This is a genomic window from Streptomyces hazeniae (genome assembly GCF_031845485.1).
In the GTDB taxonomy this organism is placed as follows: Bacteria; Actinomycetota; Actinomycetes; order Streptomycetales; family Streptomycetaceae; genus Streptomyces; species Streptomyces hazeniae.
This window is the reverse complement of the sequence record NZ_JAVREQ010000007.1, coordinates 183,006-204,376: the sequence shown is the minus strand read 5'-3', so window position 1 is coordinate 204,376 and position 21,371 is coordinate 183,006. Positions and strand designations below refer to the sequence as shown.

Annotated in this window: 21 protein-coding genes and 1 tRNA gene; 16 read left to right on the top strand and 6 right to left on the bottom strand. The window is 72.6% G+C overall.

The genetic code is table 11. The features are described 5' to 3' along the window. The first annotated feature begins 10 nt into the window (after positions 1 to 10). From RM572_RS10805 to RM572_RS10775, 7 genes are all read left to right on the top strand, one after another. A complete protein-coding gene (locus RM572_RS10805; RefSeq protein ID WP_311673045.1) occupies positions 11 to 931 on the top strand; it encodes a carbohydrate ABC transporter permease in 921 nt (306 codons plus the stop codon). Then, positions 928 to 1,830 carry a carbohydrate ABC transporter permease gene (locus RM572_RS10800; protein WP_311673044.1) on the top strand — a complete coding sequence of 301 codons (903 nt, stop codon included), beginning with the start codon at positions 928 to 930 and terminating at the stop codon, positions 1,828 to 1,830. Before RM572_RS10805 ends, RM572_RS10800 begins: the two co-directional genes overlap by 4 nt. Beyond that, positions 1,827 to 3,863 carry a beta-galactosidase gene (locus tag RM572_RS10795; RefSeq protein WP_311673043.1) on the top strand — a complete coding sequence of 679 codons (2,037 nt, stop codon included), beginning with the start codon at positions 1,827 to 1,829 and terminating at the stop codon, positions 3,861 to 3,863. Before RM572_RS10800 ends, RM572_RS10795 begins: the two co-directional genes overlap by 4 nt. Before the next feature lie 32 nt (positions 3,864 to 3,895). After that, positions 3,896 to 4,453 (top strand): TetR/AcrR family transcriptional regulator, encoded by a 558-nt coding sequence (locus RM572_RS10790; protein WP_311673042.1) that lies wholly within the window; start codon positions 3,896 to 3,898, stop codon positions 4,451 to 4,453. Then, the gene (locus RM572_RS10785; RefSeq protein ID WP_311673041.1) at positions 4,450 to 5,301 is read left to right on the top strand and encodes an oxidoreductase; all 852 of its coding nucleotides are present in this window, start codon (positions 4,450 to 4,452) and stop codon (positions 5,299 to 5,301) included. Before RM572_RS10790 ends, RM572_RS10785 begins: the two co-directional genes overlap by 4 nt. 42 nt (positions 5,302 to 5,343) lie before the next feature. Next, positions 5,344 to 5,718, top strand: coding sequence for a hypothetical protein (locus tag RM572_RS10780; RefSeq protein ID WP_311673040.1), 375 nt, complete (start codon positions 5,344 to 5,346; stop codon positions 5,716 to 5,718). Between the two features lie 231 nt (positions 5,719 to 5,949). Beyond that, positions 5,950 to 6,510 carry a snapalysin family zinc-dependent metalloprotease gene (locus tag RM572_RS10775; RefSeq protein ID WP_311673039.1) on the top strand — a complete coding sequence of 187 codons (561 nt, stop codon included), beginning with the start codon at positions 5,950 to 5,952 and terminating at the stop codon, positions 6,508 to 6,510. 143 nt (positions 6,511 to 6,653) lie between these two features. Here the strand turns inward: RM572_RS10775 and RM572_RS10770 are convergent, their stop codons facing one another. Beyond that, on the bottom strand, positions 6,654 to 7,883 hold the full coding sequence (locus RM572_RS10770) for an MFS transporter (RefSeq protein ID WP_311673038.1): 1,230 nt from the start codon (positions 7,881 to 7,883) through the stop codon (positions 6,654 to 6,656). Between the two features lie 72 nt (positions 7,884 to 7,955). Here RM572_RS10770 and RM572_RS10765 point away from each other — a divergent pair, with 72 nt between their 5' ends. After that, on the top strand, positions 7,956 to 8,849 hold the full coding sequence (locus RM572_RS10765; RefSeq protein ID WP_311673037.1) for a LysR family transcriptional regulator: 894 nt from the start codon (positions 7,956 to 7,958) through the stop codon (positions 8,847 to 8,849). A gap of 293 nt (positions 8,850 to 9,142) precedes the next feature. Here RM572_RS10765 and aztA read toward each other — a convergent pair whose 3' ends face one another. Continuing rightward, positions 9,143 to 9,811 carry a zinc ABC transporter ATP-binding protein AztA gene (aztA, locus tag RM572_RS10760; RefSeq protein ID WP_311673036.1) on the bottom strand — a complete coding sequence of 223 codons (669 nt, stop codon included), beginning with the start codon at positions 9,809 to 9,811 and terminating at the stop codon, positions 9,143 to 9,145. 75 nt (positions 9,812 to 9,886) lie between these two features. On the opposite strand from aztA, the gene aztB reads away from it, so the two are divergent. The 4 genes from aztB to aztD are packed head-to-tail and all read left to right on the top strand — an operon-like array spanning position 9,887 to position 14,121. Next, positions 9,887 to 10,762 (top strand): zinc ABC transporter permease AztB, encoded by an 876-nt coding sequence (gene aztB / locus RM572_RS10755; protein ID WP_311673035.1) that lies wholly within the window; start codon positions 9,887 to 9,889, stop codon positions 10,760 to 10,762. Beyond that, positions 10,759 to 11,979 carry a hypothetical protein gene (locus RM572_RS10750; protein ID WP_311673034.1) on the top strand — a complete coding sequence of 407 codons (1,221 nt, stop codon included), beginning with the start codon at positions 10,759 to 10,761 and terminating at the stop codon, positions 11,977 to 11,979. The genes aztB and RM572_RS10750 overlap by 4 nt, the downstream gene beginning before the upstream one ends. Beyond that, positions 11,976 to 12,890: a zinc ABC transporter substrate-binding protein AztC gene (gene aztC / locus RM572_RS10745; protein ID WP_311673032.1), complete on the top strand. Its 915-nt coding sequence runs from the start codon at positions 11,976 to 11,978 to the stop codon at positions 12,888 to 12,890. Before RM572_RS10750 ends, aztC begins: the two co-directional genes overlap by 4 nt. 22 nt (positions 12,891 to 12,912) lie before the next feature. After that, the gene (gene aztD / locus RM572_RS10740) at positions 12,913 to 14,121 is read left to right on the top strand and encodes a zinc metallochaperone AztD (protein WP_311673031.1); all 1,209 of its coding nucleotides are present in this window, start codon (positions 12,913 to 12,915) and stop codon (positions 14,119 to 14,121) included. Between the two features lie 258 nt (positions 14,122 to 14,379). Here the strand turns inward: aztD and RM572_RS10735 are convergent. Beyond that, positions 14,380 to 14,464, bottom strand: a tRNA-Leu gene (locus tag RM572_RS10735). Between the two features lie 136 nt (positions 14,465 to 14,600). Between RM572_RS10735 and RM572_RS10730 the strand changes: the two genes are divergently transcribed. The 3 genes from RM572_RS10730 (at position 14,601) to RM572_RS10720 (ending at position 17,240) form a co-directional block, all read left to right on the top strand. Then, positions 14,601 to 15,926 carry a M20/M25/M40 family metallo-hydrolase gene (locus RM572_RS10730; RefSeq protein ID WP_311673030.1) on the top strand — a complete coding sequence of 442 codons (1,326 nt, stop codon included), beginning with the start codon at positions 14,601 to 14,603 and terminating at the stop codon, positions 15,924 to 15,926. A gap of 153 nt (positions 15,927 to 16,079) precedes the next feature. Beyond that, a complete protein-coding gene (chpH, locus tag RM572_RS10725) occupies positions 16,080 to 16,313 on the top strand; it encodes a chaplin ChpH (protein WP_311673029.1) in 234 nt (77 codons plus the stop codon). 171 nt (positions 16,314 to 16,484) lie between these two features. Beyond that, positions 16,485 to 17,240 carry a chaplin gene (locus tag RM572_RS10720; protein ID WP_311673027.1) on the top strand — a complete coding sequence of 252 codons (756 nt, stop codon included), beginning with the start codon at positions 16,485 to 16,487 and terminating at the stop codon, positions 17,238 to 17,240. Between the two features lie 90 nt (positions 17,241 to 17,330). Here the strand turns inward: RM572_RS10720 and RM572_RS10715 are convergent, their stop codons facing one another. Beyond that, positions 17,331 to 17,519: a DUF5703 family protein gene (locus tag RM572_RS10715; RefSeq protein ID WP_027762760.1), complete on the bottom strand. Its 189-nt coding sequence runs from the start codon at positions 17,517 to 17,519 to the stop codon at positions 17,331 to 17,333. Positions 17,520 to 17,566: 47 nt separating this feature from the next. On the opposite strand from RM572_RS10715, the gene RM572_RS10710 reads away from it, so the two are divergent. Next, entirely contained in the window at positions 17,567 to 18,259 is a 693-nt protein-coding gene (locus RM572_RS10710; protein ID WP_027762759.1) for a hypothetical protein, read from the top strand. A gap of 63 nt (positions 18,260 to 18,322) precedes the next feature. On the opposite strand, the gene RM572_RS10705 is transcribed toward RM572_RS10710, so the two are convergent. Together RM572_RS10705 and RM572_RS10700 are read right to left on the bottom strand one after the other, a co-directional pair. Next, positions 18,323 to 20,341: a helix-hairpin-helix domain-containing protein gene (locus RM572_RS10705; RefSeq protein ID WP_311673026.1), complete on the bottom strand. Its 2,019-nt coding sequence runs from the start codon at positions 20,339 to 20,341 to the stop codon at positions 18,323 to 18,325. Then, positions 20,338 to 21,339, bottom strand: coding sequence for an aldo/keto reductase (locus RM572_RS10700; protein ID WP_311673025.1), 1,002 nt, complete (start codon positions 21,337 to 21,339; stop codon positions 20,338 to 20,340). The genes RM572_RS10705 and RM572_RS10700 overlap by 4 nt, the downstream gene beginning before the upstream one ends. Between the last annotated feature and the right edge of the window lie 32 nt (positions 21,340 to 21,371).

Genomic DNA, 21,371 nt, shown 5'->3' with positions numbered 1-21,371 from the left:
AGGGCCCTCCGTGACATCCGCCGCCCCGCGACGAGCGGCGCCCGCGCCCACCGGACGCCGGCGCCGCTCCCTCGCCCCGCTGCTCTTCCTCACCCCCTTCCTCGTTCCTTTCGTCCTCTTCACGCTGCTGCCCGTCGGCTACGCCTTCTGGCAGTCGCTCCACACGACCGAGCGCGTCGGCGGCACGTTCGGCCGTACGACCACCGTCTTCGCCGGTTTCGAGCAGTACGCGGAGGTCCTCGGCAACGACGCCTTCCTGGCCTCGGTGGGCCGCGTACTGCTCTTCGGCATCGTGCAGATCCCCGTGATGCTCCTCCTCGCCCTCTCGCTGGCCCTGCTGCTCGATTCCGGTGTGGCGCGGCTGAAGAAGTTCTTCCGCATCGTCTACTTCGTGCCCTACGGCATCCCCGGCGTCGTCGCCGCCCTGATGTGGGCCTTCCTCTACGACCCGCGGCTCTCACCCGTCGTCGACGTGCTCCGCGACCTCGGTACCAGCCCCGACCTGCTCGCCCCCGGCGCCGTGCTGTGGTCCATCGGCAACGTCGTCACCTGGACCTACACCGGCTACAACATGCTGATCATCTACTCCGCCCTGCAGGCCGTGCCGCAGGACGTCCTGGAGGCCGCACGGGCGGACGGCGCCGGCGGCTGGACCGTCGCCCTGCGCATCAAGGTGCCCATCGTCCGTCCGGCGCTGATCCTCACCGCGGTGTTCTCCATCATCGGCACGCTCCAGCTCTTCACCGAGCCGCAGGTCTTCCGCGCCATCTCCACCAGCGTCACCAGCACGTACACACCGAACCTCGCCGCCTACTCGCTGGCCGCCGCCGACAACTACAGCGAGGCGGCCGCCATGTCCGTCGTCCTGGCGCTGGCCACGTTCGTGCTGTCCTTCGGCTTCCTGAAGTTCACCGGCAGGAGGGGCGCATGAGTCTCCTGACACGCACCGCCGGCGCCCACCCGCCCGGCGCCTCGCCCCGCGCGCAGCGCGCCCGGGACCGCCGGTCGACGATCCTCGCCGTCGCCTTCATGGCCGTCGTCGCCTGCTACATGCTGCTGCCCGTCTACTGGCTGCTGGTCTCCGCGACCAAGAGTCAGCCGGACCTCATCGGCACCCCGGGCCTGCTGCCCGCGGACTGGCACCTCACGGCGAACCTGACCGCGCTGTTCAGCCAGGACGGCGGCGTGTACGGCCGCTGGCTGCTCAACAGCCTCCTGTACGCCGGAGCGGGCGCGGCCCTCGGCACCCTCCTCGCCGCCATGGCGGGCTACGCGCTCGCCAAGTACCGCTTCCGCGGCCGCGAGGCCGTCTTCTCCGTCGTCCTCGGCGGCGTCCTGGTGCCCGCCACCGCCCTGGCGCTCCCGCTGTTCCTGCTCTTCTCCGAGGCCGGCGCCACCGACACGTACTGGTCGGTCTTCCTCCCCAGCATCGTCAGCCCGTTCGGCGTCTACCTGTCGCGCATCTTCGCCGCCGCGTCCGTTCCCGACGAGGTGATCGAGGCCGCACGCATCGACGGCGCGGGAGAGGGGCGCATCTTCTTCGCCGTGGCGCTGCGCATGATGGCACCCGCCCTGGTGACGGTCTTCCTCTTCCAGTTCGTGGTCATCTGGAACAACTTCCTGCTGCCGTTGATCATGCTGCAGGACGAACGGCTCTACCCGGTCACCCTCGGCCTGTTCACCTGGCAGTCCCAGATCAGCCGCCTCCCCGAGCTCCAGACGCTGACCATCGCCGGATCGCTGGTCTCCGTCCTCCCCATCGTGGTGACGTTCCTGGTGCTGCAGCGCTACTGGCGGGCCGGACTCGCCGCCGGGGCGGTGAAGTCGTGACCGCTTCCCCGCCCGGTGCCCACCCCCTCCACGCCGTCGGCGAGCGGCTCGGCGGCCTCGCCTACGGCGGCGACTACAACCCCGAGCAGTGGCCCGAGGAGGTCTGGCCCGACGACGCCCGCCTCATGCGGGAGGCGGGCGTCAACCTGGTCACCGTCGGCGTCTTCGCCTGGTCGCACATCGAACCGCGCCCCGGCGTGTGGGACTGGGGCCGGCTCGACCGCGTCCTGGACCTCCTCCACGGACACGGTGTCGCCGTCGACCTCGCCACTCCGACGGCGGCCCCGCCGCCGTGGTTCGCCCGCGCCCACCCCGACGCGCTTCCCGTCACCGCGGACGGCCGCCGCCTCTGGCACGGCTCCCGCCAGGCCTTCTGCCCCAGCCACCCGGCGTACGCCGCGGCCGCCGACCGCGTCGTCACCGCGCTCGCCGAGCGCTACGCCGACCACCCCGCGCTCGCGCTCTGGCACGTCCACAACGAATGGGGCAACCACAACGCCCTGTGCTACTGCGACACCAGCGCCGCCGCCTTCCGGGACTGGCTCCGCCGGCGCTACGGCACCCTGGACGGCCTCAACCACGCCTGGGGCACCGACTTCTGGAGCCAGCGCTACGGCGACTGGGAGGAGATCGTCCCGCCCCGCGGCACCACCGCTTTCGGCAACCCCACCCAGGAACTCGACTTCCGGCGCTTCTCCTCGGACGCCCTGCTCCACCGGCACCGTGCGGAGACCGCCCTGCTGCGCGCGCACAGCCCCGGCACGCCGGTCACCACCAACCTCATGGGCACCCTGGAGAAGAAGGTCGACGGCTTCGCCTTCGCCGAGGCCTGCGACCTCGTCGCCGTCGACCACTACCTCACCGCCGCCGACCCGGACGCCCATGTCGGACTCGCCCTCAACGCCGACCTGGCCCGCGGCATGGCGGGCGGCCACCCCTGGCTGCTGATGGAGCACTCCACCTCCGCCGTCAACTGGCAGCCCGTCAACATCGCCAAAGAACCGGGGGAGATGCGGCGCAACACCCTGGCCCACCTCGCCCGGGGAGCGGACGGCGCCCTCTTCTTCCAGTGGCGCCAGTCACGGGCCGGGGCGGAGAAGTGGCACTCCGCGATGCTCCCGCACGGCGGCACCGGCACCCGCGTCTGGCGCGAGGTCACCGCACTCGGCCGCGACCTGCGGAAGCTCGCCGAGGTGCGCGGCTCGCGGACGGTGGCCGACGTCGCGGTGCTCTTCGACTGGCACGCCTGGTGGGCCCTGGAACTGCCCGCCCGGCCCTCGTCGCACCTGCGCTACACCGATCTCGTGCACGACTGGTACGCCGCCGTGTGGTCCCTGGGCATCACCTGCGACCTGGTCCCGCCGTCCGCTCCGCTGGACGGCTACCGGGCGGTCCTGGCACCGGGCCTCTACCTGCTCGCCGACGACGACGCGAAGCGGCTGCACGCCTACGTCCAGGGCGGCGGACACGCCGCGTTCGGCTTCTTCAGCGGAGCCGTCGACGCCGACGACCGCATCCACCCCGGCAGCCACCCGGGGGCGTTGCGCGACCTGCTAGGGCTGGCCGTGGACGAGTACCTACCGCTGCACCCCGGCCGGTTCCTGAGCCTGGACGACGGCTCCCGCGCCACCACCTGGGCCGAGCGCATCGAGCCCCGGGGCGCGGAGGTCCACCGCAGCTTCGCGCACACGCCCGAGGGCGGTCCGGCGCCCGGGCAGCCCGCCGTCACCCGCCACACCCGTGGCGCCGGGACCGCATGGTACGTGGCCACCCGCCTGACCCCGGAGCCGCTGCGTCAGACCCTCGGCCACCTGCTGCGTCACGCCGGGGTCCGGCCGGCGGCCCCCGTGCCGCCGGGGGTCGAGGCCGTGCGCCGCGTCTCCGGCGACCGCTCCTACCTCTTCCTCCTCAACCACACGCCGTCGGAGGCGAGCGTCGCCGTGCGCGGCACGGACCTCCTCACCGGCGAGCACCACGATCCGCTGTGCCTCGCGGCGGGCGACGTCGCCGTCCTCCTCGAGGACCGCGACTAGACATGCTGACACTCTCTGCGTAGAGTGTCAGCATGTCACCCCGACTCGACCTCGTACTGGACGCGGCGCTCGCCGCGTTCCTCCGCTACGGAGTGAAGCGCACGGCGATGGAGGACATCGCCCGTGAGGCGGGCATGTCCCGTTCCTCGCTGTACCAGTACGTCCGCAGCAAGGAGGACGCGTTCGCCCGCGTACGGGAGCGCATGTTCGCGCGCGCCGTCGACCAGGCAGCGGCCGCCGCCGGTGCGCACGACGGGCCGGTGGAACAGGCCGTCGCCGTGCTCGCCGTCAAGCTGCGCCTCGTCGCCTCCGTCCACCGGGACTCGCCGCACGCGCGGGAGATCCTCGCCGAGCACGACCGTTCCACCGCCCCCGGACAGGACGCTCTGCTGGCGGGACTCGCCGGGATCCTCACCGGCGTGCTCGCACCGCCGGCCGCGGCCTCGCCCCTGAGCGCGCAGGAACTCGCCGAGGTGCTGCTGGCGCTGACCCGCGGCCTGGAACACGACCTCGACCACCCCGACCGGGCGGAGCGGCTCCTCGGCGAGACCGTCCGCCTCCTGCTCGGCCCGCTTGAGGAGACCGCATGAACGACCCCCACGGACCCGTGCTGATCACCGGCGCAGCCGGCGGCATCGGCGCCGCCACCGCAGCACGTCTGGCCGCCGACGGCATGACCGTCTACGCCACGGCACGCCGCCCCGAGGCTCTCCGTGCACTCGAGGACGCGGGCTGCCGCACGCTGCGACTCGACGTGACCGACGAAGAGTCGATGCGGACGGTGGTGCGGGAGGTCACCGCCGAGCACGGCGGCCTGGGCGCTCTGGTCAACAACGCCGGCTACGGCGCGTACGGCGCGGTCGAGGAGGTGCCGCCGGAGCAGCTGCGGGCACAGTTCGAGACCAACGTCTTCGGCCTGGTCCGCCTGACCCAGCTCGTCCTGCCCCACATGCGCGAGGCGGGGCGGGGGCGGATCGTGAACATCTCCTCCATGGGCGGCCGCCTGGTCTTCCCGCTCGGTGGGGCCTACCACGCCAGCAAGTACGCGGTGGAGGCCTTCTCCGACGCGCTCCGGCACGAGGTGACGCCTTTCGGCATATCCGTCTCCCTCGTCGAACCCGGCCTGATCCGCACCGGCTTCGGCGCGACCGCGGGCGACACCCTGGCCGCCGCCACCTCCCCGCGCAGCCCCTACCGGCCGCTCGCCGACTCCGTCGAGCGCCGGATGACCCGCACCTACGGCTCCGCGCTGGCCGCGGGTCCCGAGCCGGTCGCCCGCACCGTGCACCGTGCGCTGACCGCCCGGCGCCCCCGCCACCGCTACGTCGTCACGCCCGCCGCCCGGGCCCTGATCCACACCCGCCGTCTGCTGGGCAGCCGCGCCTGGGACGCCTACCTGCGCCGCCAGTTCCGCACGCCCGCGACCACCGCCCGGTAGCGGCGACCGCGGCGCGTACCGCGCTGCGCGTATCGTCCGTCCATGAGCACTGCATCACCTCGCGTCCTGGTCATCGGACTCGATCCGCGCCGCGTACCCGGGCCGTGGGACCCCGAGCCGGTGGTCAGGGCGATCGAGGCGGGACTGGCCGAGTTCGCCGCGCACGGCGTGGGCGCGGAGACCTGCCTCATCGGCCTCGACGGGAGCGACGACGTGGAAGCGGTCGTCGGCCACGCGCTGCGAGCCCGAAGGTGGGAGTGCGTCACGGTCGGCGGTGGCCTGCGGCACTCGGACGATCACGTCGAGCTCCTCGAGCGGGTGATCCACCTGATCCGGCGGCACGCACCCGACGCCGCCATCGCCTTCAACAGCAGCCCGTCCACCCTCTACGAGGCCGCCGCCCGCTGGATCGCGTGACGGCGGGGCACACCGTGCCCGCCGTACCGCCGCGACGCCGGCCCGGGACTGACGGCTGATCGACTCGCCTCTTCCACGGGCCGGATGGGGTCGACGGGCCGCCGGTGCTGACGGCCCTGCGGCCGGTTCGCGCTCTCGCGGTGGGAAGCCGGCCCGCGCTATAAAGTCATGTACATGCCTAGGGCCGTCGGCCTTCGGCTCTGGGCCCCTACCCCCACGAGGAGGCCGTACATGTCGTTCGGCACAGCAGTGCGCGCATGTTCCGCAGCGGTCCTGATGGTGGGCACCCTGCTGGGTGGCCAGGCCGTCGCCGCTCCCGCCGCTCCCGCGCAGAACGAGTTCGCCGCCACCACCGTCACCTACGACGTCAGCGCCGCCGCCGAGTTCGTCGACGCCGTCCACCAGGGCGCCGCCAACTGGAACGAGAGCGTCGACAACGTCGAGCTCGTGGCCGCCCAGCCCGGCGGGCCGGCCAACATCGAGGTCATCGCCGACAACGGCTGGCCGCGCGCCATCACCACCAGCCTCGGCAACGGCATCGTCTACATGGGCCGCCAGGCAACGGCCGAGGGCCACCTTCCCGTCCGCATCGCCGCGCACGAGTTCGGCCACATCCTCGGCCTCCCGGACATCAAGCCCGGCCCGTGCTCCAGCCTGATGTCGGGTTCGACGGGCGGTGCGGGCTGCACCAACGCCCACCCGAACGCCGCGGAGGCCGCCCAGGTCGAGGCGAACTTCGGTGGCTTCCTGTCCCCGGAGCCGTACGACGAGCCGCTGGTCTTCCAGGACTGACGGCAGTCCACGCCACGCGTCAACCGGCCCGCGCGGGAACCCACCCCGTGCGGGCCGCCGGGTCCCGGATCTGGGCAGGCCACCTGCACGTACCTCGAACGACTCCCCGGCCGATGGCGGGCCGACTCCGCCGCGCGCGGAGGTCACCGCCGCCGCGTGCAGGCGTCCCCGCGCCGTGCGGAAGCGCGTGTGCCGAACCATGCCAGCGGCGTGGACGCGAGGATGACGATCGCTGTGGCGGTGAAGGCGCCGGCAAGGCTCACGGCTCCCGACAGGAGGCCGATGGTCGCCGCGCCGATACCGGTGCCGGCGTCGTAGGCCATGTTCCACGCGGTGCCGGCCAGCCCCCTTCCGTTCGCATCGACCCTGGCGAACATGAGGACCAGGGTGTCGTTCTGCAGCGCACCGAAGCCGAGCCCGTAGACAACCGCGGCCGCCATGGCGACGCCCACCGGTGACACGCCCGCCACGGCCGCCGCGAATCCGCCCACCCCTGCGGCACACGCCACGACCCCAGCCCCCAGCAGGCGGCCCGGCCCCAGCCGGTCACTGAGCCGGCCAGCCCCCCAGCGCCCGGCGACGACGGCGGAAGAGAGCACGAAGAGCGCGGTCGCAGCCAACGAGCTCCCGGCCAGTGCGAGGGGAAGGAAGGAGGTCACGCCGCCGAGAGCGCAGGCCGCTGTGAGGAGCACCGTCCCCGGGCTCACCAGGGGCCGCCACTGTGGCCTCGTGCGCTGCGGACGGACGGGCGAGTACGGAGGCGTGCGGCCGCCCGTCCCACCCTTCACGGCCCGGATCACCGGCGCCGCCGCCAGGCTGACCCCCGTCGTGAGGAGGAAAACCGGGACGAAGCCGAAACGCTCGACTCCCCATACCGCCAGGGGCAGGCAGACCACCTGAGGGAGCCCCACCGCGACGCCGTACCAGCCCACCGCCCGCCCCCGCTTTTCCTCCCCGACGAGTTCGGCGACGAGCGTGCTTCCCGCGACGGCGACCATCCCGAAACCGGCACCGCGTACCGCCGAGACCGCCAGCACCCACGCCACGCCCGAGGACGCCAGGTACGCCAGAGTCGGAGCGCCGAGCAGCACCGCCCCCGTGGCGAAAACCGTCCGCAGACCGCAGCGCCTCAGCAGCCACGGCATGGCCAGCTGAACGGCGACCGTGGCGCCCATCGTCACACTCGTGGCAGCGCCCACCCCCGCGGAACCGGACCCTCCCGCGGCCGACCACAGCGGCACCACCGACAGCATCGGGGCGTAGTTCGAGAAGGCACCCGCCGAGGCGGCGAGGAGAAGGAGGAAGTCGCGACCGCCCAGCCCCGTGCGCGGGAGGTCGCGGCGTGGACGGGGAGCGTCTCGGGTGAAGGCCATACCCGACGTTGTAGAAGCCGAAGTCCCATCGCGTCCAACGAATGTTTTCGATCGAATCCATCGAGGAATGCAATGAGCGTGGAGATGAAGCACCTCGTCACGTTTCTCGAAGTGGCCCGCTCGATGAGCTTCACCAAGGCGGCGGAGGAACTCGGATACGTGCAGTCGAGCGTCACCACCCACATCAAGGCGCTCGAAGCCGACCTCGGCGTCCAGCTCTTCGAGCGCCTGGGGCGCCGCAACGTCCTCACCGCCGCCGGTGAGGAACTACGGGAACACGCGCGCACCCTGATCACCTGCTCCGAGCAGGCACGCGAAGCGGTGCGGCAGGCCGCCGGAGACGCGCACGAAATCCGCGGCACCCTGCACATCGCCGCTCCGGAGAGCCTGTGCGCCTATCGTCTCCCCCACGTTCTCCGCGCGCTCCAGGATCGGTACCCGCTGCTGCGCGTCGTCTTCCGGCCTGCGGGAAGGGCGACCCTCCTGGCCGCCGTCAAGGACGGCAGCCTCGATGCCGGCTTCCTCCTGGAGCAGAGCGTCCACGCCCCCATGACCACGGCCGAGGCGCTGACCGAGGAACCCCTCCTTCTCGTGGCACGCCCCGGCCACCCACGCGCGGGCGACAGGAGGACCACCACTGCGCACCTCGCGGACCAGACGCTGCTCGTCATCGAAAAGGGATGTGCCCAGCGGGAGTTGATCGACGCGGAACTCAAGGAAGCCGGCATCGACCCGGTGACCATGGAGTTCTTCAGTGTCGAAGCCGTCAAGAAGTGCGCAGCGGCCGGCCTGGGAGTCGGTCTTCTCCCAGCGTCGACGGTGGGGGAGGAGATCCGGCGCGGTGAACTCGTCGCCCTGCCCTGGACACGCGCGCCGCGCCTCGGTATTTACATGATCACCCACAAGGCCCGCCGGCCGACGAGAGCACTCCGCGACCTTGCGTCACTGGCCCGCGAGTGCTGGTGAGGATCCGTCCTCTCGCTGCGTCCCGGAGGAGCGGCGCCGCCGACTCCGCACGACCCGCTCACCGCGCGTCCAGCAAGGCCGTCCGGAGACTGGCGTCAGGTCCGGGGGCACGAGGTGGACGGGGCTCGGCTCCGTCGTGCAGAAGGCCGGACAGATCATCGACAGTCCGGACCGGCCCCGTTTCCGTGCCCCGCCTCGCGGTCCGGTGCGGGTCTCCGCGGATCCCCCCGGCAACTCGCCGCAGCGGCCCGAACACGCGCCGCCCGAGGGGGGCGAGGGGCAACCGCGATGGTTCATCGGAAGCAGGTGATCCGTTCCGGCAGAACGTCGGCGGGGGGTCCGGTCGCGGTCAGGTGGCCGTCGTCGAGGGCGAGGCACGTCTCGGAGCGCAGGGCCGCCTCCAGGTCGTGGGTCGCCTGGACGACGGTCACGCCCTGTTCCGGCAGTTCGGCCAGTACTTCGGTCACGGCCTCGCGCGAGTCGACGTCCAGGCCGGTCGTCGGCTCGTCCAGTAGCAGCAGGTCCGACTCCTGTGCCAGTCCCTGTGCCACCAGGACACGCTGCCGCTGACCGCCCGACAGCTCCCCGAGTCGCCGGCCTGCCAGGGCCGTGACCCCCAGGCGTTCCATGCACTCCTCGACCGCCGCGCGATCCCGTGCGGTGCTCCTCCGCCACGGTCCGAGCCGGGCCCACCGGCCCATCGCGACGGTCTCCCGCACGGTCAGCGGGAGGGCGTCGCTCACGACGCTGCGCTGCACCACGAAGGCGGGCCGCTCCGTCCCCTCGCGCGTCACCGTTCCGGCTGTGGGGCGGATCACTCCGGCCAGGACCGCCAGCAGCGTCGACTTGCCCGAGCCGTTCGGCCCGACCACCGAGGTCAGCGCTGACTCCGCTATCTCGGCGGTGAGTTGGTGAAGTACGGGGTGACCCGGGTAGCCGGCTGTGACGTCGGTGAGCCGCATCGGAGCTTCCTCTTCCTGTGATGCGAACGTACAGAAACTTGAAGTGATAATCGTTTTCAGTATAGCGTCGTGTGCATGCACTGGCTCATCGGCCCCTTCGAGGTGGCCTTCGTCCAGCGCGCCCTGTGGGGAGGCGTGTTGGTGTCCCTGATCTGCGCGCTCGCCGGCACGTGGGTCGTCCTGCGCGGAATGGCGTTCCTCGGGGACGCGATGTCGCACGGCATGCTCCCCGGCGTCGCCCTCGCATCGCTCCTCGGGCAGAACCTGCTGCTCGGCGCAGCGCTCAGCGCGGGCGCCATGGCGGCCGGCGTCACCCTGCTGGGCAGGACCCGACGCCTGTCCCAGGACACCGCCATCGGCCTGTTGTTCGTCGGCATGCTGGCCCTGGGGGTGATCCTCGTCTCCCGCTCGCGGTCCTTCGCGGTGGACCTGACCGCCTTCCTCTTCGGCGACGTCCTGGCCGTACGGGAGGGCGACCTGTGGCAGCTGGCCGGCGCCCTCGTCGCGGTGCTCCTCGCCTCGCTCGCCGGCCACCGCTCCTTCCTGGCCCTGGCGTTCGACGAGCGCAAGGCCGCCACCCTCGGCCTGCGGCCCCGCCTCGCCCACGCGGCCCTGTTGTTCCTGCTGACGGTGGCACTCGTCGCCTCGTTCACCATCGTCGGCACGTTGCTGGTCTTCGGTCTGCTCATCGCGCCGGCCGCGGCCGCACTGCCCTGGGCCCGGCGGATCCCCGTCGTGATGGGGCTGGCCGCCGGTCTCGGGACGAGCGCGACCTTCCTCGGTCTGGTCGCCTCCTGGCACCTGGGCACCGCCGCGGGAGCGACCATCGCCGCCACGGCCGTCGCGCAGTTCGCCCTCTCCGCCCTCCTCTCCCGCGTCCGTCACCGCCGACGCCGCACCGCAGAGACCGGCCCGGCCCGGCTCCACACCGAGAAGGTCCTCATACCGTGAACACACCCCACCCGTGCCGCCTCCGGCATCCACGTTCCCCGGCCGCCTGCGCCGTGCTGGGCCTCGCCCTTCTCACCGGATGCGGCGGTCAACCCGCCTCGGAACCCGAGGCCGCGCCGGACACGAGCACCACGCCGCACGGATACGTCGAGGGTGCCCAGGAGACGCAGGAGGCCCAGTCGCGCCTGGTCCTCGCCGAGTCCGGGACCGGGGCGACACGCGTGCTGGACCTGATCACCGAGAAGGTCACGACGGTGGCGACGAGCAGCGACGGTGTCCGCGACGTGCTCTCCGACGGCCGGTTCGCCTACGTCTCCACGGGCGCGAGGACCCGCGTCGTCGACGGCGGCGGCTGGACCGTCGACCACGGCGACCACGTCCACTACTACAGGGCCGCCGTCCGTGAGCTCGGCACCCTCGACGGCTCCTCGGCCGGCGTCGGCACCGACGCCGGCGCCACCGTGATCACCCGAACCGACGGCACCGCACTCCTGTTGAAGCGCGCGGTGCTCGAGGACGGTGCGCTCGGGAACCCGACCCCGCTCACGGAGACTTCCGGCCCGGTCGTCCCCCACGCCCGCCACCTGATCGTGTCAGGCGCGGGGGAGGACGGCTCCGCGGTGGAGATCCGCGACAGGGAGAACAACAAGGTCACGACGCTGGCGAACTCCTGCGAATCCGCGAGTGGCCACGGCCGCACGCGCGCCGGCGTCGTGCTCGGCTGCAGGGACGGCGCGTTGCTCGTCTCGGAGGAGGGCGGCGAGTTCGACTCCGAACGCATCCCCTACCCGAACGCGGTCTCCACCGGCCAGCGGGCGCGGGACTTCACCCAGCGAGCCGGCAGCTCGACCCTCGTGGCGCTCGCCGGCGAGGACGGCGTGTGGCAGCTGGATGTGGAGGAGCGGGCGTGGAAGCGGTTCGAGACGGGACCCGTCGTCGCGGCCAACAGCGCCGGCGCGGGCACCGACCTGCTCGCTCTCGCTCCCGACGGCGAACTGACCTCCTACGACGCCCAGTCGGGGAAGAAGACCGCCTCCCGGAGACTTCTGGCCGAGGTCCCCGACGGAGTGCGCATAGAGGTCGACGCCTCCCGCGCCTACGTCAACGACCCGGCGGCGAAGAAGATCCACGAGATCGACTACAACGACCGCCTGCGCGAGGCCCGGACCTTCGCTCTCGACTTCGCGCCGGACCACATGGCGGAGACGGGCCGATGAGGGCCGCCCGCGCCGCCCTCGCCACCGCCGCTCTGGCCCTCCTCGCCGTGGCCGGCTGCTCGCCCCAGAGCGAGGACCGTCCGCACGTCGTGGTGACCACCAACATCCTGGGGGACGTCACACGGAACGTACTCGGAGACGAAGCGGACGTCACCGTCCTGATGAAGCCCAACGCCGACCCGCATTCCTTCGGCGTCTCGGCCCGGCGGGCAGCCGAGATCGAGAACGCCGACCTCGTCGTCTTCAACGGTCTCGGCCTGGAGGAGAACGTGCTGCGGCACGTGGAAGCCGCACGCGAGGCGGGCGTGGTGACGCTCGGTGTCGGCGAGAAGGTCGACCCGATCGACTACACCTCCGACGCCTCGGAGGGACAGCCCGACCCGCACTTCTGGACCGACCCGGACCGGATGGGCACCGCGGTGGACCTCCTCGCGGAGAGCGTGGTGAAGAACGTGGACGGGATCGACGGCTCCCAGGTGCGGCAGAACGCCCGCGCCTACCGGAAAGACGTCGCCGGCCTCTCCTCCTGGATGGAGGGCAAGTTCGGCCGCATACCTTCCGAGAGGAAGAGGCTGGTCACCAACCACCACGTCTTCGGCTACCTGGCACAGCGCTTCGGCTTCACCGTCGTCGGAGCGGTGATCCCCAGCGGTACCACCCTGGCCTCGCCCAGCGCCGCCGACCTGGACTCGCTGGCCACCGCCGTCGAGAAGGCCGGCGTATCCGCGATCTTCGCCGACTCCTCCCAGCCCGACCGCCTCGCGCAGGTCCTCAAAAAGGAGAGCGACGTGGACGTCGACGTCGTGCCGCTCTTCTCCGAGTCGCTCACCGGCAGGGGCGGAGGCGCCCCCACCTACCTGCAGATGATGCGCGCCAACACCCGTGCCCTCACCGACGGCCTCACCGGCTGACGGACGACCGAAAAGGAACACCATGAGAAACACCTCCCGTCCCGCGCTCACCTCGGGCGTCACCTCGCTCCTCGCCGCCTCTCTTCTGCTCACCGCATGCGGCTCCGGGAGCACGGGCACCGTCGGCTCGGAGAAGCCGGAGAAGAAGGCAGGCGCCCCGGCGAGCGTCGAGGACCCGGTCGTCGTCACCTACGACGGCGGCCTGCTCATGCTCGACGGCCAGACCCTGAAGGCCGCCGAGGACATAGCCCTCGACGGCTACAACCGCGTCAACCCGGCCGGCGACGACCGGCACGTGATCGTCTCCACCGAGAAGGGCTTCAGCGTCCTGGACGCCGTCGCCGCGGCGATGACCGACGTGACCTTCCCGGGTGAGAAGCCCGGCCACGTCGTGCGGCACGCGGGCAGGACCGTGCTGTTCACCGACGGCACCGGCGAGGTCACGGCCTTCGACCCCGGCGAGCTGGCGGACGGCGAGCCGAAGGCCGACACGTTCACCTCCAAGGCCCCGCACCATGGCGTGGCCGTCGAACTGGAGAACGGCGCACTGGTTTCCACCGTGGGCACCGAGGAGGAAGGAGCCGTCGGCATCCAGGTCCTGGACGTCGACGGCAAGGAGATCGCCCGCAGCGAGGAGTGCCCCGGAGCCCACGGCGAGGCGACCGCGAAGGACGAGGCCGTCGCCGTCGGCTGCGAGGACGGCGTCCTCCTCTACGCCGACGGGAAGATCTCCAAGATCGACTCGCCGTCGGAGTACGGCGCCATCGGCACCCAGAAGGGCTCGGACCAGTCCGCGATCATCCTCGGTGACTACAAGAAGGACGCCGACGCCGAGCGGGAGCGTCCCGAGCAGGTCTCGCTGGTCGACACCGAGACGAAGAAGCTGGACCTGCTCGACCTGGGCACCAGCTACTCCTTCCGCTCGCTGGCCCGGGGCCCGCACGGCGAGGGCCTCGTGCTGGGGACGGACGGCAAGCTGCACGTCCTCGACATGGAGAAGGGCGAGGTCACCGACTCCGTTCCGGTCGTCGGCGCCTGGAAGGAGCCGCTGGACTGGCAGGAGGCCCGTCCCGCGCTGTTCGTCCGCGACCACACCGCCTACGTCACCGATCCGGCCACCAAGAAGATCCACGCGGTGGACTTCGAAGCCGGTGAGGTGACCGAATCCGTCACCCTGCCACACGCGCCCGACGAGATCAGCGGTGTCCACACCGGCCACCACGAGCACTGACACCCCGTCATGCCCCGGGCGGGCCGCCCACACGGCCTGCCCGGCCCCGGTGTCGTTGCCGTCAGTGACTCGGCGTGGTCGAGGCCCGTGACCTCGTGACTTCGGTCGGAGGACTGGCGTGCGCACTGGCCACGGCGACGGTTGAGGGGAGGCGCGAACTCTGCCGAGCGCTGAGGCTTCGCCCGACCCACGAGCCGGCCAACATGACAGTGCGGGCCGAGGTGAACCTCGACCCGCACGCCGTGGGGCTCAAGAGAGTGTCGGGAGGGGGACTTGAACCCCCACGCCCTGTAAAGGGCACTAGCACCTCAAGCTAGCGCGTCTGCCATTCCGCCACCCCGACAGGTGAGCGTCCGGCGGCCGGGGCCGCCTCGACGTGACCAACTCTAACATCGGCGCGCGGGTGGTCGATCACGCGGCCTCTTGGGGGCGGGGCGGTCGAGGCGAGAGGATGGAACCCCGCTACATCAGGAGGCAGCGTGAGCCAGTCGAGCCCGGCACCGGAACGCAGGGGCGAGGACGAGGTCGTCGACCTCTGCCGCGATCTGATCCGCATCGACACCAGCAACTTCGGCGGCAACGACTCCCGCGGGGAGCGGGCCGCCGCGGAGTACGTGGCGTCCATGCTGGCCGAGGCCGGCGTGGAGCCGCAGATCATCGAGTCCGAGCGCGGCCGCGCGTCGGTGGTCGCCCGGGTGGAGGGCGAGGACTCCTCCCGGCCCGGACTGCTCATCCACGGCCACACCGACGTCGTTCCCGCGAACGCCGAGGACTGGACGCACCACCCGTTCTCCGGGGAGATCGCCGACGGCTGCGTGTGGGGCCGTGGCGCGGTGGACATGAAGGACATGGACGCCATGACCCTGGCCGTCATGCGCGACCGGCTGCGCAGCGGCCGCCGGCCTCCCCGGGACGTGGTGCTCGCCTTCCTGGCGGACGAGGAGGCGGGCGGCATCTACGGCGCCCGGTACCTGGTCGACAACCACCCGCACCTCTTCGAGGGGGTCACCGAGGCGATCGGCGAGGTCGGCGGCTTCTCCTTCACCGTCAACGAGGACCTGCGGCTCTACCTGATCGAGACGGCCCAGAAGGGCATGCACTGGATGCGGCTCACCGTGGACGGGACCGCCGGCCACGGCTCGATGACCAACGACGACAACGCGATCACCGAGCTGTGCGAGGCGGTCGGACGGCTGGGCCGGCACCGCTTCCCGGTGCGGGTGACCAAGACCGTCCGTTCGTTCCTGGACGAGCTGTCGGACGCGCTGGGAACCGAGCTCGACCCGGAGGACATGGACGAGACGCTCGCCAAGCTCGGCGGCATCGCCAAGATCATCGGCGCCACCCTCCAGAACACCGCCGCTCCCACCCAGCTCGGCGCGGGCTACAAGGTCAACGTCATCCCCGGCCAGGCCACCGCGCACGTCGACGGCAGGTTCCTGCCCGGCCACGAGGAGGAGTTCCTGGCCGACCTGGACCGCCTCCTCGGGCCACGGGTGCGCCGGGAGGACGTGCACGCGGACAAGGCGCTGGAGACGAGCTTCGACGGTGCCCTGGTGGACGCCATGCAGTCCTCGCTGCGCGCGGAGGACCCCGTGGCGCGTGCTGTGCCCTACATGCTGTCGGGCGGCACGGACGCCAAGTCGTTCGACGACCTGGGCATCCGCTGCTTCGGGTTCGCGCCGCTCAAGCTGCCTCCCGAGCTCGACTTCGCGGGCATGTTCCACGGCGTCGACGAGCGCGTACCCGTGGAGGGCCTGAAGTTCGGCGTGCGGGTGCTGGACCGCTTCCTCGACCAGTGCTGACGCCTCCGCGCGCAGAGCGAGAACGTCCGTACGCCTGTGCGGGATTACTCATGAAGAGTGAATGAGCGCCGGGAGTCGTAGCCCGGTTCCCCCCTCCTCGTTACACGGTGTGCGGTCCGCGGTATGGGATCGCATTGCCAACTAGGAGGAACAATGCTCAAGAAGGTCGTCGCCACCGCGGCTGCCACCGGCTCCCTGGTGCTCGCTGGTGCGGGCATGGCCGTTGCCGACGCCGGCGCCAAGGGTGCCGCCGTGAACTCCCCGGGCGTGCTGTCCGGCAACGTCGTTCAGGTCCCCGTGCACGTGCCCGTCAACGTGTGCGGCAACACCGTGAACATCATCGGGCTGCTGAACCCGGCGTTCGGCAACACCTGCATCAACGACTGACGTCGTTCTCCCCGCTAGGGGAATCCGCCCCATCGGGGCGAACACCGCCGCGCGGCCCTGGAGTGCGAGCCACGTGCTCCAGGGCCGTCGGCCTTCTGGACGAGTCGATGTGACGGTACGACAGCCGTACCGACTCGTGATTTCGTGAGAAATGAAGTCAGGGGAAGAACCATGCGACAGGTCACCAGAAAAGGCCTGATCACCGTGGCCGCGGCGGGCGGCGTGCTCGCGATCTCGGGGGGCTCTGCCTTCGCCGACGCGACCGCCGACGGCGGTGCCGTGAACTCGCCCGGCGTGCTGTCCGGCAACTCGGTGCAGGCGCCGGTGCATGTGCCGGTCAACGCGTGCGGCAACACCGTGAACGTCATCGCGCTGCTGAACCCGGCGTTCGGCAACACCTGCGTCAACGACGGTGGTGACGCCTCCTCCGCGCAGACGGACGGCGGCCACCAGAACGGCGGCCAGGACGCGCCGGACGCCCACCAGGGCGGCGGTCACGAAGGCGGCAGCACCGCCGAGAGCACCACGGCCAACTCGCCGGGCGTCGGCTCGGGCAACAACGTGCAGGTGCCCGTCGAGGTGCCGGTCAACGCCTGCGGGAACAGCGTCGACGTGGTCGGTCTGCTCAACCCGACCTTCGGCAACGGCTGCGCGAACGAGTCGGGGCACACCCCCGACCAGCCGGACACCCCGGAGGAGCCGAACACTCCGGAGGAGCCGAACACCCCGGAGAAGCCCAAGCCCGAGGGTGAGAAGCCGGAGGCCCCGAAGGAGCAGCCGAGCGCCCCGGAGACCCAGACGGTCGCCACGCCGGAACTCGCCCAGACCGGCGCCGGCTACCAGCTGGAGACGGCCCTGGGCATGGGCGCGAGCCTGCTGCTCGGCGGGGCCGTGCTCTACCGCCGCGCCCGCGCCGCCCAGCGCTGACGCGAACCGTCACACCCCTCGGCCGCCCAGGCCGAAGAGCGGGCTCCGCGCAGCGGGGCCCGCTCGCGCGTCCGGGCCGCGTCGGGACGGTCACCAGGTGGCGCGCAGCTGGCGGATGATCCGGCGGCGCAGCCGGACGCGCCGGCTGCCGTCCGGAAACAGCCGCAGCCTGTCCAGTTCCCAGTGTCCGTACTCGGCGTGGTCGGTGAGGAGCTGCGTGGCGGCCTTGCGAGAGACCCCACGCGGAACGTACACATCGCGAAATTCGTATTCCGGCATCTCATCCATTGTGCGGGCAGGGGCCGATTGCGGATAGCGTCTGCACTATGTCTGATGCTGAGCAGCCGACCGCTGCCGAGGTACGCGCCGCCGCGGATGCGGTCAAGGCCGCGCTGGACCGGCACCTGGAGGCGGTCGAGCGCCGCGCGGAGGCTTCCTCCGGAGGCGTGACCGACCCCGCCGCCGACACCGCCGTCTACGCCGCCTTCGACGAGCTGGCCGCGGCGGGCGAGGCGTACGACGAGCTGCTCTACGACGCCTACGACGAGGTCACCCCGTTCGAGATCCCCGGCGGCGACACCATGCCCGACTACACCGGGCCGGACGAGCCGCGGGCGCTCAGCGTCCTCATCCGCCGCGACTACACGGTCACCGAGCCGTCCCGGCTGCTGTCGCAGGCCCAGCGCGTCACCGACCTCGACCCCGAGTCCGCGGACGAGTCCGAGTGGGGCGCCGGACACAGCGTGCACGCCGCCCTCGGTGTGCTCTTCGGCGAGTACGAGCCCGACGAGATCGCGACCCGGCACAAGGAGTTCGGCCTCGAGGAGGGCGACGCCACACTGTGGATCGCCGCCGCCGACGAGCCGGGCGAGCCGGGGGAGTGGCTCGCGGCGCCGTTCGACGAGGCCGACCCCGAGCGGGTGGTGTGCCGGTTCGACGTCAGCACCGTCTTCGACGACGAGGACGTCGACGGCGACCCGGGCACGACCGGCGGCCGCAGGGGCGCACCCGTCCGCTGACCCGCGCCCGCCGCGATCCGGGGCCCACGACAGGGCGGACGCGGCGGCGCCGGGGCAGCACGGCTAACCGGTGCCGCCGCGCACCGCCGCGACAGCCTGCGCGAGCAGTCTCCGCAGGCGGGTGGTGCGCTCCGGCGCCGTACGGCCCGCGACGGCCTCGGCCAGGGCGTGCTCCGCGCCGTGCACCACCGACAAGTGCCGTGCCGCACGCCCGAACGCCGTGTACACCCACTCACGGGTCAGGGCGTCCGTCGCGTCTCCCGGCAGCACGGCGACCACGGCCGGCCAGCGCGCCCCCGCGGCCTGGTGGGCCGTGACCGCCCAGCCGTGCCGGACCGTCGCGGTCACCCGGTCCGGACGCACGGCGACCGTGCGCCCGGGCAGCTCGATGCGCAGGCCGTCGTCGTCGCCCGCCGCCACCGTGCCCGTCGCCCCGCGGCCGGGGGCGGGGGAGTACAGCACCCGGTCGCCCGGGTCGAAGCCGCCGAACCGTCCCGGGCCGGGATTGAGCCGTTCCTTCAGCGCGGCGTTCAGTACGCGGGTGCCCGCCGCCCCGTCGTGGCCCGGCACGATCACCTGTGTCTCGCCCGCGGGCACGCCGATCGCCCGCGGCACCGAGTCCGCGACCAGCTGCACGGTGCGGTGCACCGCCTCACCTGCGTCGCGCACCGGGACGATGACCACTTCCCGGTCCGGCGCCTCGACCTGGAGCAGCTCTCCGGCGCCCACGCCCGAGACCAGCTCGCCCAGCGGACCCGGGTCGGGCGTACGGGAGACGACCTGCGGGCAGCAGCGGGCGGCGGGCACATCGTGGAAGACCTGTCCCGGGCCGGCCGGGCCCAGCTCGTGCGGGTCGCCGCTGAGAACCAGCCGGGCCCCGTCCGGCAGCGACTCGGCCAGCGCCGCCGCCTCCTCGGTCCCGAGCTGCGCCGCGTCGCACACGACCAGCAGGTCCAGCTCCCAGAGGCCGTCGGCGTCCCGGGGCGGGCCCTCGCGGCCGGTCAGCAGCCCGGCCACCGTGCCCGCGGCGACGCCGCCGTCGTCGGGCAGCAGCCGGGCCAAGCGCTCCCGGCCGTTCTCCCCGTGCGCCACGGCGAAGGCCCGCAGGCCGAGGGTGCCGGCGGACGCGGCCAGGAAGGCGGGCTCGGCCCGGGCCGCCTCGCCGCCGCTGTGCGTGACCACGCCGTGGCCCGCCGTGGCCCGCACCAGCTCCGCGGCCGACGGAGTCGGGGCCGCAGCGGCGACCGCCTCCCACGCGTCGGCGTCTCCGGCCAGAACCGTGCCCGCCAGGCGGGCCAGGGCGTCCGCGAGACTCTCCTCGGCCAGCGCGTGCCGCTCCAGCCCGACCAGAAGCCGGACCGGACGTTCCTCCTCGCCGCCCTCGCCGCCCTCGCCGCCCTCGCCGCCCGTCGCGTCCGCCTCGGACGCGTCGGCGGCCGCACGGTCGGTGACGTCCAGGGAGTCCAGCGCCTCCTCGAACACCAGCACGGTGCCATCGTCGACGGTGGCACGCACCGCCTCGTCCGGCTCCGGTACCGCGTGCTGCGCCAGTGCCCGGCCGAGTGTGGCCGGTTCGAGCACGGTGTGGCCCCGTGCGGCGGCACGCTCCAGCATCCGCACCACCAGCGCGCGGGCGCGCCGTTCGTCGCCCGGCCCGCACGTGTCCCCGAGCAGTGCGCGGGCGAAGGAGTCGGCCTGCTCGGTCCGGACGGCGGGGACGGCGAGCAGCTGCCACGGGTCCGCGGCCAGCACCTCGTCCGCCTGCTCGCCCAGCGCCGCGACGACCTGCTCGCCCAGCGCCTCCGGCGCGCCACCCCGGGCCAGCACCGCGCGGACGGCGTCGGGCACGGTCACGGGGGCGGGCTCGCCGTCACCCGCCCCGGCTGCGGCGACCGGCCCCGGGCCGCCCGGGGCACGGGGCGCCCGGCGGGCGGGCGGGCGCAGCCGGTCGGTGAAGAACGAGTCCGCGGACCGCTCGCCGCTCTCCACCGCCCGCACCGCGGCGAGGAGTTCGGCGGCCCTCGCGTTGCCGCCCGCGGGCGCGTCGGCCGCGCCGTCGCCGGTGGCGTCCTGGCTGGTCACAGCTCGCTCCAGTCCTGGTCGGGATAGCGGTGCACCGGAGCGGACACGTCGTCCAGCGCCCGCCGGATCTCGTGGGGAAGACTAAGCCCCTCCACTGACAACGCCTCACCGAGCTGCTCCGCCGTCCGCGCTCCCACCACCGGCGCCGTCACACCCGGCCTGTCCCGCACCCACGCCAGCGCCACCTGCAGCGGGCTGACGGCCAGTCCGTCGGCTGCGGTGGCCACCGCGTCCACGATCCGCGCGGCCGTCTCGTCCAGGTACGGCGCCACGAAGGAGGCCAGCCGCTCCGACGCGCCGCGCGACCCCGGCGGGGGCGTGGCGTCCCGGTACTTGCCGGTGAGCACGCCCCGTCCCAGCGGTGAGGACGGCAGCAGGCCGAGTCCCAGGTCCCGCGCGGCCGGCAGCACCTCGCGCTCCACGCCGCGCTGCAGCAGCGAGTACTCCATCTGTGTGCATGCCAGCCGGGTCCGTGTGCCGGGCGCGGCGAGCTGCCAGGTCGCGGCCTTGGCGAGCTGCCAGCCGGAGAAGTTCGACAGGCCCGCATACCGGGCGCGGCCGCTGGTCACCGCGATGTCCAGTGCCTGGAGCGTCTCGTCCAGCGGCGTGAGGGCGTCGAAGGCGTGCAGCTGCCACAGGTCGACGTGGTCCGTGCCCAGGCGCTCCAGCGACGCGTCGAGGGAGGCCAGCAGGTGCCCGCGGGACGCGTCGAAGCGGCGCTCCGGGTCGGGGACGCTGCCCGCCTTGGTGGCGATCACCAGGTCGCGGCGGGGCACCTTGTCCTGCAGCAGCCCGCCCAGCAGGTACTCGGCGCCGCCGTCCGCGTACACGTCGGCGGTGTCCACCAGGGTGCCGCCGGCCTCCCAGAAGGCCCTGAGCTGGGCGGCGGCGTCGCGCTCGGCCGTGTACCCGTCGCCCGGCTCGCGGCCCCAGGTGAGCGTGCCCAGCCCGATCCGCGACACGCGCAGGCCGGTGTGCCCCAGCTGCCTCGACTCCATGGGCGTTGAGCGTACCGACGGGCACACGCTAG

What these genes read in the sequence shown, in the direction of transcription:
- RM572_RS10720 (WP_311673027.1), top strand. Translation starts at nt 16,485, where the DNA reads ATGCGACAGGTCACCAGAAAAGGCCTGATCACCGTGGCCGCGGCGGGC.
- RM572_RS10710 (WP_027762759.1), top strand. Translation starts at nt 17,567, where the DNA reads ATGTCTGATGCTGAGCAGCCGACCGCTGCCGAGGTACGCGCCGCCGCG.
- RM572_RS10800 (WP_311673044.1), top strand. Translation starts at nt 928, where the DNA reads ATGAGTCTCCTGACACGCACCGCCGGCGCCCACCCGCCCGGCGCCTCG.
- aztD (WP_311673031.1), top strand. Translation starts at nt 12,913, where the DNA reads ATGAGAAACACCTCCCGTCCCGCGCTCACCTCGGGCGTCACCTCGCTC.
- chpH (WP_311673029.1), top strand. Translation starts at nt 16,080, where the DNA reads ATGCTCAAGAAGGTCGTCGCCACCGCGGCTGCCACCGGCTCCCTGGTG.
- RM572_RS10765 (WP_311673037.1), top strand. Translation starts at nt 7,956, where the DNA reads ATGAGCGTGGAGATGAAGCACCTCGTCACGTTTCTCGAAGTGGCCCGC.
- RM572_RS10780 (WP_311673040.1), top strand. Translation starts at nt 5,344, where the DNA reads ATGAGCACTGCATCACCTCGCGTCCTGGTCATCGGACTCGATCCGCGC.
- aztC (WP_311673032.1), top strand. Translation starts at nt 11,976, where the DNA reads ATGAGGGCCGCCCGCGCCGCCCTCGCCACCGCCGCTCTGGCCCTCCTC.
- RM572_RS10785 (WP_311673041.1), top strand. Translation starts at nt 4,450, where the DNA reads ATGAACGACCCCCACGGACCCGTGCTGATCACCGGCGCAGCCGGCGGC.
- RM572_RS10775 (WP_311673039.1), top strand. Translation starts at nt 5,950, where the DNA reads ATGTCGTTCGGCACAGCAGTGCGCGCATGTTCCGCAGCGGTCCTGATG.
- RM572_RS10790 (WP_311673042.1), top strand. Translation starts at nt 3,896, where the DNA reads ATGTCACCCCGACTCGACCTCGTACTGGACGCGGCGCTCGCCGCGTTC.
- RM572_RS10770 (WP_311673038.1), bottom strand. Translation starts at nt 7,883, where the DNA reads ATGGCCTTCACCCGAGACGCTCCCCGTCCACGCCGCGACCTCCCGCGC.
- RM572_RS10700 (WP_311673025.1), bottom strand. Translation starts at nt 21,339, where the DNA reads ATGGAGTCGAGGCAGCTGGGGCACACCGGCCTGCGCGTGTCGCGGATC.
- aztB (WP_311673035.1), top strand. Translation starts at nt 9,887, where the DNA reads ATGCACTGGCTCATCGGCCCCTTCGAGGTGGCCTTCGTCCAGCGCGCC.
- RM572_RS10715 (WP_027762760.1), bottom strand. Translation starts at nt 17,519, where the DNA reads ATGCCGGAATACGAATTTCGCGATGTGTACGTTCCGCGTGGGGTCTCT.
- aztA (WP_311673036.1), bottom strand. Translation starts at nt 9,811, where the DNA reads ATGCGGCTCACCGACGTCACAGCCGGCTACCCGGGTCACCCCGTACTT.